Source organism: Methylotenera versatilis 301 (assembly GCF_000093025.1).
Taxonomy (GTDB): domain Bacteria; phylum Pseudomonadota; class Gammaproteobacteria; order Burkholderiales; family Methylophilaceae; genus Methylotenera; species Methylotenera versatilis.
The window spans coordinates 461,712-477,388 of sequence record NC_014207.1; the positions used below are offsets into that span (position 1 = coordinate 461,712).

16 protein-coding genes are annotated in these 15,677 nt (G+C 42.9%); 7 read left to right on the forward strand and 9 right to left on the reverse strand.

Annotation, left to right across the window (positions count from 1 at the left end):
- Positions 1–25 precede the first annotated feature (25 nt).
- Genes M301_RS02190 through M301_RS02200 form a run of 3 tightly spaced genes read left to right on the forward strand, consistent with a single transcriptional unit; the run spans position 26 to position 1,410 of the window.
- Positions 26–520 carry an FKBP-type peptidyl-prolyl cis-trans isomerase gene (locus tag M301_RS02190; protein WP_013147122.1) on the forward strand — a complete coding sequence of 165 codons (495 nt, stop codon included), beginning with the start codon at positions 26–28 and terminating at the stop codon, positions 518–520.
- 58 nt (positions 521–578) lie between these two features.
- Positions 579–1,004 (forward strand): OsmC family protein, encoded by a 426-nt coding sequence (locus M301_RS02195; RefSeq protein WP_013147123.1) that lies wholly within the window; start codon positions 579–581, stop codon positions 1,002–1,004.
- The gene (locus tag M301_RS02200) at positions 997–1,410 is read left to right on the forward strand and encodes a VOC family protein (protein WP_013147124.1); all 414 of its coding nucleotides are present in this window, start codon (positions 997–999) and stop codon (positions 1,408–1,410) included. The genes M301_RS02195 and M301_RS02200 overlap by 8 nt, the downstream gene beginning before the upstream one ends.
- 22 nt (positions 1,411–1,432) lie before the next feature.
- Here M301_RS02200 and M301_RS02205 read toward each other — a convergent pair whose 3' ends face one another.
- The 4 genes from M301_RS02205 to M301_RS02220 all read right to left on the reverse strand — a co-directional run bounded on the left by M301_RS02205 (position 1,433) and on the right by M301_RS02220 (position 5,263).
- Complete coding sequence (locus M301_RS02205; RefSeq protein WP_013147125.1) at positions 1,433–1,750, reverse strand: DUF2322 family protein; 318 nt, start codon at positions 1,748–1,750, stop codon at positions 1,433–1,435.
- A gap of 14 nt (positions 1,751–1,764) precedes the next feature.
- Positions 1,765–2,394, reverse strand: a complete 630-nt coding sequence (coq7, locus tag M301_RS02210; protein ID WP_013147126.1) for a 2-polyprenyl-3-methyl-6-methoxy-1,4-benzoquinone monooxygenase — start codon at positions 2,392–2,394, stop codon at positions 1,765–1,767.
- Between the two features lie 15 nt (positions 2,395–2,409).
- A complete protein-coding gene (locus tag M301_RS02215; protein WP_013147127.1) occupies positions 2,410–3,591 on the reverse strand; it encodes a (Fe-S)-binding protein in 1,182 nt (393 codons plus the stop codon).
- Between the two features lie 139 nt (positions 3,592–3,730).
- Positions 3,731–5,263 (reverse strand): S41 family peptidase, encoded by a 1,533-nt coding sequence (locus tag M301_RS02220; protein WP_013147128.1) that lies wholly within the window; start codon positions 5,261–5,263, stop codon positions 3,731–3,733.
- A gap of 147 nt (positions 5,264–5,410) precedes the next feature.
- Between M301_RS02220 and M301_RS02225 the strand changes: the two genes are divergently transcribed.
- On the forward strand, positions 5,411–5,704 hold the full coding sequence (locus M301_RS02225; RefSeq protein WP_013147129.1) for an Rdx family protein: 294 nt from the start codon (positions 5,411–5,413) through the stop codon (positions 5,702–5,704).
- Positions 5,705–5,719: 15 nt separating this feature from the next.
- Here the strand turns inward: M301_RS02225 and M301_RS02230 are convergent, their stop codons facing one another.
- Positions 5,720–6,292 (reverse strand): C40 family peptidase, encoded by a 573-nt coding sequence (locus M301_RS02230; RefSeq protein WP_013147130.1) that lies wholly within the window; start codon positions 6,290–6,292, stop codon positions 5,720–5,722.
- Between the two features lie 149 nt (positions 6,293–6,441).
- Here M301_RS02230 and M301_RS02235 point away from each other — a divergent pair, with 149 nt between their 5' ends.
- Positions 6,442–8,376, forward strand: coding sequence for a DNA repair helicase YoaA (locus M301_RS02235; RefSeq protein ID WP_013147131.1), 1,935 nt, complete (start codon positions 6,442–6,444; stop codon positions 8,374–8,376).
- 4 nt (positions 8,377–8,380) lie between these two features.
- Here M301_RS02235 and M301_RS02240 read toward each other — a convergent pair whose 3' ends face one another.
- Both M301_RS02240 and M301_RS02245 read right to left on the reverse strand, forming a co-directional pair.
- Positions 8,381–8,893, reverse strand: coding sequence for a TlpA family protein disulfide reductase (locus tag M301_RS02240; protein ID WP_013147132.1), 513 nt, complete (start codon positions 8,891–8,893; stop codon positions 8,381–8,383).
- A gap of 43 nt (positions 8,894–8,936) precedes the next feature.
- Complete coding sequence (locus M301_RS02245; RefSeq protein ID WP_238524653.1) at positions 8,937–10,184, reverse strand: NAD(P)-binding domain-containing protein; 1,248 nt, start codon at positions 10,182–10,184, stop codon at positions 8,937–8,939.
- A gap of 325 nt (positions 10,185–10,509) precedes the next feature.
- On the opposite strand from M301_RS02245, the gene M301_RS02250 reads away from it, so the two are divergent.
- Both M301_RS02250 and M301_RS02255 read left to right on the forward strand, forming a co-directional pair.
- Positions 10,510–11,283: a hypothetical protein gene (locus tag M301_RS02250; protein WP_148218567.1), complete on the forward strand. Its 774-nt coding sequence runs from the start codon at positions 10,510–10,512 to the stop codon at positions 11,281–11,283.
- 14 nt (positions 11,284–11,297) lie between these two features.
- Entirely contained in the window at positions 11,298–13,298 is a 2,001-nt protein-coding gene (locus M301_RS02255) for a cytochrome c3 family protein (RefSeq protein WP_013147135.1), read from the forward strand.
- 63 nt (positions 13,299–13,361) lie between these two features.
- Here the strand turns inward: M301_RS02255 and M301_RS02260 are convergent, their stop codons facing one another.
- Positions 13,362–14,150, reverse strand: coding sequence for a hypothetical protein (locus M301_RS02260; protein ID WP_013147136.1), 789 nt, complete (start codon positions 14,148–14,150; stop codon positions 13,362–13,364).
- Between the two features lie 95 nt (positions 14,151–14,245).
- Positions 14,246–15,613, reverse strand: a complete 1,368-nt coding sequence (locus M301_RS02265; protein ID WP_013147137.1) for a DUF5666 domain-containing protein — start codon at positions 15,611–15,613, stop codon at positions 14,246–14,248.
- Positions 15,614–15,677: the final 64 nt, after the last annotated feature.

The following is a 15,677-nucleotide window of genomic DNA, read 5'->3' on the forward strand; positions in this document are numbered from 1 at the left end:
CTAATTTTAAATTTAAGGTTACATAATGAAATTATTCAACTTTTTGCTTGCAAGCGTATGTGTGCTTTCACTTGGCGCCTGTAAAGCTGAATCAACAGCACCTAAAACATCAACTCAGGAAGCTTCTACCCAGACAGCTTCGACAAAAGGAACCTCAGAAATGACTGCAAAAATTACAGAATTACAAAAAATTGATACGCAAGTTGGTACAGGGCGCGAAGCCGAGCCAGGATTTAACGTCACCGTGCATTACACAGGCTGGTTATATGACGCAGCGGCAGAAGGCCACAAAGGCAAAAAGTTTGATAGCAGCTTAGATCGCAAACAACCTTTCGTATTTTTCTTAGGCGGTGGCCAAGTGATTCAAGGTTGGGATGAAGGTTTTGCTGGTATGAAAATCGGTGGCAAACGCACTTTAGTGATCCCGTCAGAAATGGGTTATGGTGCGCGTGGAGCTGGTGGCGCGATTCCTCCAAATGCGGATCTTATTTTTGATGTTGAATTGCTCGACGTTAAATAAATTGGCTTTTAAATAATATTGTAGGTGTGATGTAAATTTCACATCTACAGGAGAAAAAATGCACGCAACAATTAAATGGATAGACGGCGTTAGTTTTGTCGGCGAATCTGAAACTGGCCATGCAGTTGTGCTAGATGGTGCACCCGAAAATGGTGGACGCAATATTGGCATGCGCCCTATGGAAATGTTGTTAATTGGCATGGGTGCTTGCACCTCGTTTGATGTGGTCGCCATTCTTAAAAAAGCGCGCCAACCGATTGCGGCATGCGTGGCCGAAATTGACGCAACGCGTGCTGATGAGATTCCAAAAGTGTTCACCAAAATTCACGTACATTTCGTGGTGACTGGCGATAACCTGAACGAAACTCAAGTGGAACGCGCAGTAAAATTATCGGCTGAAAAATACTGCTCAGCCTCTATCATGCTCAGCAAGAGTGTTGACATTACACACGATTTTGAAATAAGACCTACAGCACATGCATAAACCTGAAGCTAAAGTGCCGGGCGGTATGCTCGGCATCAGGCATGTGGCTTTGTTTGTTAAAGAGCTCGAAGCTTGCGTCAGTTTTTATGTCGACATGATGGGCATGCAAATTGAATGGCAGCCAGACGCAGATAATGTGTATTTGACTAATCAAGGTGATGTACTTGCTTTGCATCGTGTTGATTATGTACCGCAAGCACAACAGCGGCTAGACCATATAGGCTTTGTGCTAAATTCTATTGAAGATGTAGATCGTTGGTACGATTACTTCGTGAAAAGTGGCGTAAAAATTACCGAGTCGCCTAAAACGCATCGAGATGGGTCTCGAGGTTTTTACTGTTTGGATGCGGTAGGGCATTTGCTAGAATTTATCTACCATCCGCCCATTACTAAGAGTCTTACTTAAAACCTTATCTTAAAACCTAGCTTTATTTCTCAGTCACTTTCACCGTCAGTGGCTGCTCGTCTTCTAGTAGGTTGAGTAATCTGTCTACGTTAGGATGCTTTCCAGGGCAGTTTTCTGCATCGGCAGTGTGCTCAGCGAATAAACTTAAACCTTCTACTGCAGCATCCAGAGAGATTTCTCCATACATGCGAAACAGGTGGTAATACACCTTGACTGATCCTTGGCTGCCAGGCTTGTTTTCTATTGCCCCAGCGGCACTACCATCGCTGTTAAAAAGCTCAATACGTTGCACATGCGAGGCATCGTCTAGAGTTTGTAAAACGTCACTGAATTTTTGCATTGAATACTTACCTTTTATAAATAATAACTTGATGATGTCATCAATTTTGATACTTGTTTCATTAAAAACTTTACCGGGGCGGGAAGCTCTGCCGCGCCGTGCTGCTTGGCTTCATTTGCATGTTTAGCTTCATCTTCTTGCATTTGCTCAATGATTTTACGCGTTTTCTGATCAGTTTGTGGCAGTTTTTCAAGGTGACTGGTTAAGTGCGCACCTACTTGTTTTTCAGTTTCTTCTACAAATCCTAAACTCCATTTGTCGCCTACTGCACCAGCAATTGCACCTAAGCTAAACGAGCCCAAATAAAACAAAGGATTGAGCAGGCTAGTGTGGCTACCTAGTTGAGTGATCCGTGATTCGCACCAAGCAAGATGCTCGGTTTCTTCATGCGCAGCCTGTTTAAGGGCAGCGGTAGTTTCCGCACTTTTCGATGTTAACGATTGCCCGCTGTACAAGGCCTGTGCACATACTTCACCAGTGTGGTTCACTCGCATGAGCGCGCCAGCTTGTTTCTTTTCGGCCTCGGTTAAATCCGCTTCGGCAATATTTGCATCTGGATGAATCCGTATGCTGTGAGGTTTCGCAAGCAAGGTGCGTAAGCCCGTATCAAACTCAGTAATCAGTGTATCGAATCTATTTAGCATAATGGTAGTTTACGCTCAAACTTGGCGCACAGGCCTCATTTGTTTGGCAATTATTTGAATGGGATGCATCACAGAAACGGTTAGATTTTTCTCGCGCAATCCATTGGCAATATGCAAGCTGCAGCCTATGTTAGACGTCGCGAGTATCGCAACATTATTAGCTGTAATGGCGTTTAATTTATCATCCAATAAGTTATTGGCCATCTCGCTTTGGGTCAGCATGTAAGCACCTGCGCCGCCACAGCATTGACCATTACCCGCAAGTGCAGTCACCGTGGCATTGGGGATTTTTTTAAGCAAGCTGTAAACCGCTTGGTGACTTTTTTGTACGTTTCTTAATGTGCATGGGTCCTGCACATAAATTTGTTCATTAAGCGGATTAACGTCTACATTAGTCCAGTCACACGCCATTAAGAATGCGCTGATGTCTTGAATTTTATGGGTGGGTAAATAGTCATTGAGCCCTGCGCCACAGCCGCTAGCAGTCGTTAATATTGGCAAGTTAGCATCGAAGCTGTTTTGATTCTGTGCGACTAATTTACTGGATTCTTCCGAGTCACCCATTTGTCTGGCAATCCCGCCGCAACAGGTTTGCTGTGCTGGAATATGTACGTCATAGCCCAGTTGGTTTAGTACTTGAATGCTGGCTTGCAATGTATGGGTATCGAGCGCATTCCCTGCACAGCCTAAAAACAAACTAACCGCACCTTTGTTCTCTGCAGTCGCTGGATAAAGGTTTTGCCATGTGATTGGTTTTGCAACCATTGGTAATACTTTAGCCGCAGGATTGATGCGTTTGAGTAAGCTGAAAAGCCCGCATTTTTGAATGAACCAAATCATCCAAACGAACGCATTGGCGAGAAAACGGTTTTGTATGAATGCTTTCACCAGTGCCGGAAATGGACTTTTTTTCGGAATATATAGTGCGCGGGTAGTGTCGACTAGCGCACCGTAATTGACGTTATTTGGGCAAGCCGATTCACAGCTACGGCAACTTAAACATAAATCGATATGTTCATTAAAACGAGCATTGTTCGGCAGAATTTCTTGTGCCACAGCACGCATCAACTGGATGCGACCGCGTGGAGAATCAGCCTCTGAGCCAGTTTTTCTGTAGGTTGGGCAATGCGGTAAGCATAAGCCACAGGCTACGCAACGGTCTGCCTCTACAATCAATTCTTTTATAGATAAAGTCATGCCGTTATTATAAGCCTTGCGATGGATGCTTGGAGCAAGCAAGCGTTAGAAAATAACTTTAGAATGTTAATTAAAAAGCTATTGGACATAAAAAATCCGCCTTCGTTACAAAGGCGGATTGGTTTAATGCTAAAGAGCTTTATTTAGCAGCAGGTACATCTACTTTAGCCGCTTCAACTTTAGCTGGCTCAGCCACTACAACCGGTTTGCCTTTAAGAAAATTCATGGCCTGAGCAAATTGTAAATCTTCTTTGCTTGCCGGTTCAATCGGTCCAACAGGCTCGGCATATTTTTTCTCATTCAATTTATCTTTAGCTGCATCTTTTGCAGGTGTTGGTGCATCAGGTTTTTTTGCTACACCAGCTTGCGGATCTTTAGGGTTCGACAAATGACCCGTTAAGTCAGCTTCATGAATGTTGTATGATTGATCTGTACCATCATCAACAATGTAGTCTGGGTCGATGCCTTTGGCTTGAATCGAGCGACCTTTTGGCGTGAAGTAACGCGCAGTTGTTAGCTTGATAGCAGCGCCATTGTTCATTGGCATAATCGTCTGAACAGAGCCTTTACCGAAGCTTCTGATGCCAATTAATGTTGCACGTTTATGATCTTGCAAGGCACCCGCTACGATTTCAGAAGCTGAAGCAGAGCCTGCATTAATCAATACAACCATAGGCACGGTCTTAAGGTCAGCAGGCAAGTCGTTAATGTAATCGTTATCAGCGATTGCACGTGCATAACTTAATGGGTTGTTTGGATTCAGATTATTTTTCCTCATGTAATCACTAGTCGTGCTGCTACTTACGTAGTTTTCAGCATTCACAGTTAACTTCATTTTAGAATCAGCCGCACGACCTTCTGTGTACACCACTAAAGTATCTTTTGGTAGGAATGCTGCAGATACGCCAACAGCGCCATTCAGTAAACCGCCTGGATCGTTACGCAAGTCTAAAACAAAGCCTTTAAACGGGCCTTTGTTTTCATCGTGCATGGTCTTAATCGCTTTGGCTAAATCTTCACCAGTGTGTTCTTGGAACTGCGTAACGCGAGCGTAGGCATAGCCAGGCTCGGTCATTTTGTATTTAACACTCTTATTTTTAATAATGGCGCGAACTAGGGTAAATGTTAGTGGTTTAGGCTCATTTTTACGTAAAACTGTTAACACGATTGGCGTATCTGGCTTGCCGCGCATGCGTTTTACCGCGTCATTTAAACTCAAGCCTTTTACTGGCGTGTCATCTAACTTCATGATTAAGTCACCACTTTTAATGCCAGCAGCAAAAGCAGGTGAATCTTCAATAGGTGAAACCACTTTAACTAGGCCATCTTCCATGCCCACTTCAATACCCAAGCCACCAAACTCACCTTGCGTTGCTGCTTGCATATCTTTGAACGCGTCAGGGTCCATATAGGTTGAGTGAGGATCCAAGCCTGTCAGCATGCCGCTGATAGCTTCTGAGATTAATTTTTTATCTTCAACAGGCTCTACATAATCACTTTTGATTTTGCCAAATACTTCTGCAAATGCACGTAAGTCATCTATTGGAAATTGTTGTTTAGTCATTTTTTCGGCAACTGCCGAATATGTTAGACTTAGCATTAGACCAAGGATTAAGCCTGAGCCGACTAAAGCAACTTTAGTAAAACCCTTATGTTTATTTTTAGCTTGCATTTAAGATTCCCACAAATTAATGACGCAACGAGTTGTATGACAAACTGGGCTTTAATAGTTCCAAGTTTATCTAGCAACGACAACAATAATTAAACTTAACTTCAATAATCAAACTCAAATTAAAGTATAACAGTAAGGACAGCTAAATTGACTACGCACAACATTGAAATTACTTATTGCACACAATGTCGTTGGCTTTTGCGTGCCGCTTGGTTGGCGCAAGAGTTGCTGACAACATTTGAGCAGGATTTGGCTGGTGTGACTTTAAGGCCGGGTAGTAATGGTATTTTTGAAATTAGTTTGAACCAAAAACTGCTTTTCTCGCGCAAAGAAGCAGGGCGTTTTCCTGAGGCTAAAGAAGTTAAACAATTGGTGAGAGATTGCATAGACCCGGAACGGGATTTGGGTCACAGTGATAGGCCTAAACCAGTAGATATGTAGCTAATCAAGTCTATGTTAATTAGCTGCTTTAATGGTCGCAGCGTCTTTGTCTGAATCAATACGCTGAGCGCCATCGTAACGTTTAGCCCAGTAATCTGCCTCTAAGTTTTCAACTCGCACGACACCACCACTTCGGGGCGAATGAATAAAGCGGTTGTTCCCCACATAGATGCCTACATGAGAAAAAGCGGATTTAAGTGTATTGAAAAATACCAAGTCGCCTGGTTGCAGATCATTTTTGCGTACTGATTTACCTAGTTGGCTCATTGCCAGCGCTGAGCGAGGTAAACTTAAGCTGGTGGCTTGTTTAAACACATAGCGCACAAAACCACTGCAATCAAACCCTGTATCTGGTGAGTTGCCACCATATTGATAGCGAATACCACTTAGGCTGAGTGCGTTCATCAGTACTTCACTTGCGCGAGTGGACCATTTCTCTGTAACTTCGCCTTCTGAGCGTGCTGATAATGCGGCTTGCTCGTCAGTCGGCATAGCTTCATTGCCTGCAATCGTGTCAGCTGTGGCACACGAAGAGGTGGCTAAAACCAACATTAAACACAATATAAAATGACTGATAAATTTTTGCATGTGCGCTAATTATAAGAATTTAAACAAAAAAAGCAAATGAGGCCTGATTTAAAAGCATTTTCTTTAAAATAAAATTCACCGTTAGGCGTCAAGTTTAAGCATAAAACATCCCATAAAACAGGCTAAGTCGTGGGATAATCACAGCCCTTATGAGTGAACAATCCATCCGCCAAGTTTTTGAAAAAGACGGCACATTAGCCAAGCATATCGACGGCTATAGCGAGCGTACCCAGCAGCTAGAAATGGCGCTGGCGATTGGTGATGCTATTGAAAATAACACCCAGCTGGTTGCTGAAGCGGGTACCGGTACGGGTAAGACCTTTGCCTATTTAGTACCAGCGCTGCTCACAGGCGGCAAAGTCATTATTTCTACGGGTACAAAGAATCTACAAGATCAACTGTATAGCCGTGATTTACCTAATGTGCGTGATGCACTTAAAGTGCCTGTCACCGTGGCGATGCTCAAGGGGCGCGCAAATTATGTGTGCCATTATCATCTTGAGCGTGCTGAGCTAGAAGGGCGCTTTGCCTCGCGAGAAGATGCTAAATACGTGCATGTGATTAAAACTTTTGCTGAAAACACCAAAACTGGTGATAAGAGCGAACTGAACTCTGTGCCAGAAAATGCCATGATTTGGGCGAGCGTCACTTCTACACGCGACAATTGTTTGGGCGGCGATTGCGCCTATTACAAAGAATGCTTTGTGATGGAAGCGCGCAAGAAAGCGCTAGAGGCAGATGTGGTGGTGGTCAACCATCATCTGTTTTTTGCCGATGTGATGTTACGTGACGAAGGTGTGGCTGAATTGCTGCCAAGTGCAAATACTGTGATTTTTGATGAGGCGCATCAACTGCCAGAGGTCGCAGGGCTGTTTTTTGGTGAGGACGTTTCTACCAGCCAATTGCTTGAGCTCGCACGAGATTGCACTACTGCACATTTAACACTGGCTAAAGACTGCGTCGCGCTTGGCAACGCGATTCCAGCGCTTGAAAAAGCCGCTAAAGATTTCAGGTTGGTTTTCGCTTATGAAGGTTCGCGTTTACCAGTACAAAAAGCTTTGGCACTAAAAGGTTTTGAAGAAGCTTTTGACCATATGCAAAGTCAGTTGCGAGCCTTGGCTACTGTGCTTGAAACCCAAGCGGCACGCGACCCATTGCTAGAAAAATGTTGGCAACGGAGTGAGGCTTTATGCGATTTATTTCGCCGATGGAAGACTGCGGAAAATAACAACTTGGTGCGCTGGGTTGAAGTATTTACTCACTCCGTGCAGCTACACGCTACGCCTTTGAGTGTGGCGGAAGGCTTTGGCAAACAACTGAATGCGCAACCTCGCGCTTGGATTTTTACTTCAGCAACATTGGCCGTAAAAAGCGACTTTAGTCACTATTTAGAGCGTATGGGTTTGCAGGATGCCAAAACAGGCTACTGGGAAAGCCCATTTAACTATCAAGAGCAAGCTTTGTTCTATGTGCCAGCTGAGATGCCTGACCCCAATAGTCCGTCTTATACCGCAAGTGTAGTCGCCGCGGCGCTGCCTGTGTTGCAAGCCAGTGGCGGTCGCGCTTTTGTGTTGTCTACCAGTTTGCGTGCTATGCGGGAGATTCATGCTTTATTGAAAGAAGAGTTCATTGAAAATGGCATAGAAAGCCCGTTATTACTGCAAGGTGAAAGCTCTCGAACTGAGTTATTAGATCGCTTTCGCAAGCTGGGTAACGCCGTGCTGGTAGGTTCGCAAAGTTTTTGGGAGGGCGTAGATGTACGCGGCGAAGCATTAAGCGTGGTGATTATTGATAAATTGCCGTTTGCACCGCCAGATGACCCTGTATTGTCTGCGCGCGTTGATAAATTGAATGCAGAAGGTAAAAATGCCTTTATGGAATATCAACTGCCTTATTCTGTTATCACCTTGAAGCAAGGCGCAGGACGTTTGATTCGCGATGAAAATGACCGTGGCGTATTAATGATTTGTGATCCGCGTCTAATCACAAAGTCTTATGGAAAGCGGATCTGGCAAAGCTTGCCACCTTTCAAACGAACCCGCGTGTTGGCGGATGTTCAGGCTTTTTTTGAAAAAGAAGTTTGAGCGCTTACTTCAACTTTAGATGTAGTTTTTGGTTGATCAGCTTAATGGTTTCTGGATTATCCCATTCTTGAAAACCGCGCACTTTTTCGACTACGCGTCCGCGTTCATCAACCAATATTGTGAGTGGGATAGTGTTCGCGCCCAGCAAGTTTTCTAGTTGTACGTGACTATCAAGGTAGTTTGTGAATGTCAGTTTTGAATCTTTAATAAATGCCGCCGCAGCGCTAGCATCATCATCAGTTGAAATGCCAATGACGTTAATCTGCTTGCCGCCGAAACGGCGTGATAGGCGCTCTAGTGAGCTGATTTCTTCTCTACATGGACCACACCAGCTAGCCCAAACATTGATGATGAGTGGTTTGCCGCGATATGATGAGAGTTTCTTTGTGTTGCCTGAAAAACCATTAAGTGTGACTATTGGCAGATAGCTGCCAATAGTCACTTCGCCCGGAGTGTTGGCAAAGGCATTGCTACTGATGCTTAATAAAACACTGAACATCAAAATACTTAACTTCATCAACTTTTACAGTCCTTTTTAATTGTGAATTTTGTCTGACTATTTAGGCACGAACGGTTTTGCCGTAGTGAGTTTCCACCATGACACCAATTTCTTTCAGGAATGGCGTAGGCAGAACGCCCCCAGCACAAATGATGACAGCAATATTGGGGATTTCGACAATTTCTTTATCGGCCAATTCCATCACTACAGAATCTAAGCGTATTTCTTTGACGTTTGATTTTAACTCTACGTTAATTTGATGCGAGGCTTCTGCTTGGGCAAGTCGATCTCTATTTTTAGCTTTGACTCTACCAAACGCTTCGCTACGATAAGATAACGTGACATTCGTATCGGGTTGCTCTGATAATGCGATTGCAGCTTCGATTGCACTGTCCCCACCGCCCACCACTAATACATGCTGTCCGCGATATTGTTCAGGGTCTATTAGTCGGTAAACCACTTTGGCTTGATCTTCGCCAGGGACTTCTAACCTGCGTGGCGTGCCTTGTCGACCGATTGCGAGTAGGACATTTGCTGTTTGGTATGTATTTTTTGATGTCTTAACTTCGTAACCTTTCTCGGTTTTATCAACAGTTTCCATACGCTCGTTGAAGCTAACATTAAGTTCTTGTTCTTTTAATGCGCGTAACCAAAAGCCCAGTAATTCTTCCTTACTGATGTCATACATCTCCACTTTTCCAATAATTGGCAACGTGACGGGTTGTGTCATTGCCACTTTGTTTCGTGGATATTTGAAAATGGCACCACCCAAACTCACCTCTTGTTCGATTGTTAGATATTTAAGTTTTTGTTCTTTTGCAGCAAGCGTGGCAGATAGACCCGCTGGGCCCGCACCAACAATAATTACATCGTAATCATTACCTTCATTCTTTTTGGTGAGTATGGAATCAATGGCTTGTTTGCCTTGTACGGCTGCTTTACGAATTAAGCCCATGCCACCTAATTCTCCAGCAATGAAAATGTTCGAAACATTGGTCTCAAAGGTAGGCGATACAAAAGGAATATCCATCCCGCGTTTCTCAGTACCAAATACTAATTTAATCGCCTCTACTGGACATGCTTCCAAGCATGCGCCATGGCCGATGCAGTGTGTGGGGTCAGTAAGTACGGCTTTGCCGTTGATTAAGCTGAGTGCCTTTTCAGGGCATGCTTTTACACAGGCGCCGGATCCGCAACATTTGGTTAAATCGATGACGGGATGAATTGATGCTGGCTCGGTTAAGCCAGACTCTCTGGCTTCAGATAAACGTTCACGACCACGTCGGTTAAGTGTTCTCTGGTGAGCCATATAAAGCGCCAATACCAAAAGAAATGGCGCAAGGTATAAAATTAAGCTTATGTTTGACATGTAGTTTATTGCTACTTTGAAGATTAACCTTTGGGTAGCTTGCCTATTTTGTTAGAAAGAATATTACTTAGATTGTTCCATTATCTGACTAAACAATAATTTTAGCTATATTATGTGTGAAAATTTCACACGTCAAACTTTTTGAGAGGTATTATAATGACTGCAAAGGATTTTTAATGCGCTTTGCATGACATCTTTTAGGTAAGGAATTGTATTGTTAAGTAAGATTGGACATGGATTAAATCAACTTGTCATGGTGACGTCATTGGCAGCTCTCACCTGGCTTGGCTGGAAAGTTGCGCACGGACACTACTATAAACCTGGTGTAGGCCTAGGCTATAACTTGGGTCTGATAGGCGGGTTGATGATGCTGACGCTACTCATGTATTCTTTTCGGAAACACATTAAGTTCATGCAAGGATTGGGAAAGCTTAAATATTGGTTCAGGATCCATATGATTCTTGGCGTGTTAGGGCCAGTGCTAGTGTTATTTCATACTACTTTCCGTTTAGGATCTATGAATGCAACTATCGCTTTTTACTGCATGGTAGTGGTGGCAAGTAGCGGACTAATTGGCAAGTTTGCCTATACTCGAATTCATAAAGGGTTATATGGTAGCCGGTCTAGTTTGAAAGAGGCGCGAGAAGAGCTGGCGGGTAGTTCGGACGGGGTAAAGTCTAAATTGCACTTTTTTCCAAAAGTAGAAAAGAAAATTACTTATTTTGAGTATTTGGCTTTAGAGAAAAAACGCGGATTCTTTGAAGGACTTTGGTTCTTTTTAACTTTTGATGTGCGTCGCATGTATGTTGCTTGGCAATGTAAACGCTATATATACAAAATAATGGCGCCAAAGCAGATGAATGATGTTGCGAAAGAGGCATCTTCATTAGTTAGCCAGTATTTGATTCAGGTTCAAACTGTTGCACAATTTAAAAAGTTCGAACAGATATTCTCTGCATGGCATGTTTTGCATATACCGTTGATGTACATGATGGTAGCTAGCGCGATATTTCATGTTATTTGGGTACACATGTACTAACAGGGCCGATATTAATGCTGCGTTTCATTAGTCTTTTTGTGCTGACTTTCTTCCTTTCGCTGAATGCAGGGGCAGATACGCTTGAGTCTGTGATGATGCCAGGCAAGGTGATTCAGGGTCATGTTAAGTGGGAAGATGATTGTAAGCAGTGTCATAAAAAGTTTGATAAAGAAGGGCAGAATCAGCTTTGTAAAGATTGTCACAAGGACATTAATAAAGATGTTTCGCAAAAGAAGGGCTTACACGGCAGGCTAAAAGAATCGCGTAATTGTGTAGAGTGTCACACCGAGCATAAAGGCCGTGCGGCTCAAATCGCGCCTATCAATGAAAAAACCTTCAAACATTCACAAACTGATTTTGAGCTAAAGGGCGCGCACGCTGATGCAACTAAAACAGAATGTAAAGAATGTCACAAACCTAAAGTCAAATACCGTGATGCGCCAAGCGCTTGTAATGCTTGCCATAAAAAAGATGATAAACACGACGGTACGCTGGGTGTGGATTGTCAGAGTTGTCACAACGAGAAGAACTGGAAAGAAACCCGAGAAAGATTTGACCATAACAAATCAGATTTTGCGCTAGAAGGTAAGCATGCGGACGTTAAATGTGATGAGTGTCATAAGTCTAAAAAATATAAAGAAGCGCCTAAAGATTGTTTTTCCTGCCATAAAAAAGATGACAAACACAAAGGTACTTTAGGCCAAAAATGTGCAAACTGCCATACCGCTAAAGATTGGAAAGAAACCACCTTTGACCATGGTAAAGATGCGCATTTTGTTTTGCGTGGTAAGCATGCCACTGCAAAGTGTGAAAGTTGCCATAAGCCCAGTGCACCTAGCCTAAAACTACCAACTAGTTGCGTAGCTTGCCACAAAGGCGATGATAAACATGAAGGTACATTAGGTAACCGCTGTGAAAAATGTCATGTGGAAAAGAGCTGGACAAGTACGCCAGGCTTCGATCACGATGATACTAAATTCCCGCTTCTTGATAAGCATAAAGCCGCTAAGTGCCAAACCTGTCATAAAAATGGTATGCAGGAAAAACTGCCGCTATTGTGTAATGATTGTCATAAAAAAGAGGATGATACAAAAGGTCATAAGGGTGATTTTGGCACCAAATGCGAAAGCTGCCACACCGCTAAAGATTGGAAGTTACCTAGTAAATTTGACCATACGCGTGATACTAAATACCCACTTAAAGATAAGCATAAAGATACTAAATGTGTTGAGTGCCATAAAGGCAAGCTTTATGGACAAAATCTAAAAACTGACTGCTACTCTTGCCACAAGAAAGATGATGATAATAAAGGTCATAAAGGTCGTTACGATCAAAAATGTGAAACTTGTCACATAGAAAAAACATGGAAAACGCTTATTTTTGATCATGACCGTGATACCAAATATAAATTACTTGATAAGCATAGAGCGACCAAGTGCGATTCTTGCCATAAAGCTAATCTCTACAAAGATAAAGTGAAAAGCACCTGTGTTAGCTGCCATAAGTCGGATGATAAGCATAAGGGCCAAGAGGGGGATAAGTGCGAAGATTGTCATAACGCAAAATCTTGGAAAGATGCTAAATTTGACCATGCAAAATCGAAATTTCCGTTATTGGGTAAGCATTTCAAAGTGGAATGTAAGAAATGCCATCTAACAGCAGAGTTCAAAGATGCGAAATCAGAATGTGTCAGCTGTCACACCAAAGATGATGTGCATAAGCTTAAGTTAGGTCCTGCGTGCGAAACTTGTCATAACGCACGTGACTGGAAAGCTTGGGATTTTGATCATGATAAAAAAACCAAATTCAAGCTTGATGGAGGGCACAAAGGTATAGGCTGTTATGAATGCCATAGAGTACCATCAAAAGGCGCTAAGCTAGTGACTTCAGTCACTTGCGGTGACTGCCACTCTTCTGATGATGTTCATGATGGAAGCTTCGGGCGTCAGTGCGAACGTTGCCACGTTTCTAATACTTGGTCGGAGGTGAAAATGGGGGTAGGCGTTTCTAGGTAGGTGTGTCTATTTTACTGGTTGTACTTCACTTAATGCTTATTAAATCAATGGCTGCTTACGCAGTTAAAACGTCCAGCCTAACATTAAGCCGCCGCCCAAGTCAGTACTCGCATCAGTATTGCCGCCAGTAAGGTAACTTTGCAATTTGTAATTAGCGTTGAATTTATGCGTTAAAAACACTGTTAGCTCTCTTAAAGGCTGAGAGGTGTTCATTGTGGCTTGTCTAATATCTGCCATCATGCCTGCACTGGTGGCGGGGCTGAGCTTATAAGCGAACCCTGCTGATCCATACCAAACATTATTTAAATTGATGCCAGATGGATCACCTAATTTTTTGTAGCCAATATCTCCGAATAAAGTGACTGCAGTGTAGATTGATTTGTAGGCATCAAGTTCTGCGGTGTAATCGTTTTCGCCAGTGCCTAAACCTTTTGAGCTAGAGGCTGTGGCAAATTTAACTTTACCAGTTAAGTCTATTAGTAGTGGATTGTGTTCACCGAACTGTGCAATGGTTTGAGTAGCAGAAAACACAATATCTCCAAGGCCAGATTCAGTCGTGGTAGGGCGATTGGACGTACCTATTACAATAGGTGTATTCCCACCGACTACATCGCCTGGCCCCGTTATTTTTACCCAAGGAACAGTGAGTTTTAGTGTGGTGTTGCCAGTATCATACTTGGCAATAAAAGGGATGTAAGTAATGTCTGTCGATTCAGATTGTCCGTATTTTCCAGTGCTGTAATCTACCCCGCTGGTTAAACTTAATTTGCCTTCTGCATAACTTGCTAAAGGCAAAAGGCTAATTGTAGAAATGAGTAGGTTAGTTATTTTGAGTTTAATTTTGTAGTTCATGATTTATTTTTGTTGTGTACGTCTACGATTAAATTTTTAAATGAATAGTGCTTCAAGTTAAGTTAGCTACATCAATGCTATATTTTGAAGAAAATTTAGTCATCTCGCCTCTCCACTCTTTCAATTCTTTCGGTTCTATCAGGCGTTTCCACCCTCTCTACTCTTTCAACTTTTTCGACTCTATCAGGCGTTTCCACTCGCTCAACCTTTTCTACTTTTTCAACTTTATCCTGCTTATAAACTCGATCTGATAATTCAGCTTTGTCAGCTTTCTTATACTTATTTTCAGACTTATTGGATAAGTTAGCTTCACCCGACTTGGTACCAGTGTTTTCGCCTGACTCACTGGGTGAATTAGGTTGAGGTGTTTTTGTCGGACGTTCTAGGCGATTTTTGACCTCTATTTTCATCGGACGCAATTCAATTGACTGCGCTCTTGCCTTGCCGTCTTTCATTTGGCCGTGCGCGACAATAGGTTTGCCTACTATGCTGGTTGAGTTATTACCTAAAATTTTAATATTCGCTGGCACGGTTACATTTTGCCCGGAAAGCTTGACTTTCCCATTAGACACATTGCTTCCAGCGATACCTTGCAAGTGGAACACTTCAACTTTTTGCAGCAAATCACTCACTGGCCCAGGCTTCATATCCTTAACATTAAAGGTGCTACCATCCCAAACGCCAGTTAAACGAGAGTCAGCATTTGAGTTGTAATTCATGTTAGATATACCATCTATTTTAGTGCCACCCACATAGGCTTTATTGCCCTGCATACTTAAATTACCAACTATTTTGGCAATTTTACGCTCAGTAGATTGGTCGATGCGACTAGCTTCAATACTGCCATCTTCATTGCGTAAGCCGCTCACACTCACCCATTGACCGACTTGCATATTGTTGATTTGAGCGTCATTTGCATTAATAGACTGTCCCATGACTTTTACCTTATTCGCTACAAGGTCTATCGCAGTGATCGGTCCAGTCACTTGATAGAAAGCATGTATTTCATGAGCAATCAGAGACTGCTCTTTTCCTTGCGCCTTCACAGCGACTACTTGACCAACCGAAAGTGCATCGCTGCTGATTTTTTTACCATCTAAATCTATAGGGGTGTCGTTGTAATAGTGTACTTCTAAACCGTTCACACAGATACTGCCAAACCCTGTGATAATGCCAACAATACCAGTACCGCCGATACCGCTATTAGCTTCTATGCCAGTACCACCAATACCTTTATTAGTTACACCAGTCCCACCTATGCCTTCTTGCGCGCTGGTAATGCCTGTTCCACCAATACCTGTAGATTTGTCAGAATTAATGCCTGTTCCACCAATGCCGCCAGTACCAAGACTTAATGGCATACCTGTACCGCCAATACCGCCTTCATCACAAGGGTTGGCGTTTGCCGATAGCGACAATATCGTCAATATGATGGCAATGTAATTGTGAATGTAAGTTTTCATATTAACTAATCCTATAGTTAATTTAAGTTTGAATTGGCACTCGGCATGAGTTTTAACATACTCA

Bases quoted from the DNA above. Each gene is read 5' to 3' on its own strand.
- M301_RS02190 (WP_013147122.1), top strand. From the start codon at position 26: ATGAAATTATTCAACTTTTTGCTTGCAAGCGTATGTGTGCTTTCACTT.
- M301_RS02195 (WP_013147123.1), top strand. From the start codon at position 579: ATGCACGCAACAATTAAATGGATAGACGGCGTTAGTTTTGTCGGCGAA.
- M301_RS02200 (WP_013147124.1), top strand. From the start codon at position 997: ATGCATAAACCTGAAGCTAAAGTGCCGGGCGGTATGCTCGGCATCAGG.
- M301_RS02205 (WP_013147125.1), bottom strand. From the start codon at position 1,750: ATGCAAAAATTCAGTGACGTTTTACAAACTCTAGACGATGCCTCGCAT.
- coq7 (WP_013147126.1), bottom strand. From the start codon at position 2,394: ATGCTAAATAGATTCGATACACTGATTACTGAGTTTGATACGGGCTTA.
- M301_RS02215 (WP_013147127.1), bottom strand. From the start codon at position 3,591: ATGACTTTATCTATAAAAGAATTGATTGTAGAGGCAGACCGTTGCGTA.
- M301_RS02220 (WP_013147128.1), bottom strand. From the start codon at position 5,263: ATGCAAGCTAAAAATAAACATAAGGGTTTTACTAAAGTTGCTTTAGTC.
- M301_RS02230 (WP_013147130.1), bottom strand. From the start codon at position 6,292: ATGCAAAAATTTATCAGTCATTTTATATTGTGTTTAATGTTGGTTTTA.
- M301_RS02235 (WP_013147131.1), top strand. From the start codon at position 6,442: ATGAGTGAACAATCCATCCGCCAAGTTTTTGAAAAAGACGGCACATTA.
- M301_RS02240 (WP_013147132.1), bottom strand. From the start codon at position 8,893: ATGAAGTTAAGTATTTTGATGTTCAGTGTTTTATTAAGCATCAGTAGC.
- M301_RS02245 (WP_238524653.1), bottom strand. From the start codon at position 10,184: ATGGCTCACCAGAGAACACTTAACCGACGTGGTCGTGAACGTTTATCT.
- M301_RS02255 (WP_013147135.1), top strand. From the start codon at position 11,298: ATGCTGCGTTTCATTAGTCTTTTTGTGCTGACTTTCTTCCTTTCGCTG.
- M301_RS02260 (WP_013147136.1), bottom strand. From the start codon at position 14,150: ATGAACTACAAAATTAAACTCAAAATAACTAACCTACTCATTTCTACA.
- M301_RS02265 (WP_013147137.1), bottom strand. From the start codon at position 15,613: ATGAAAACTTACATTCACAATTACATTGCCATCATATTGACGATATTG.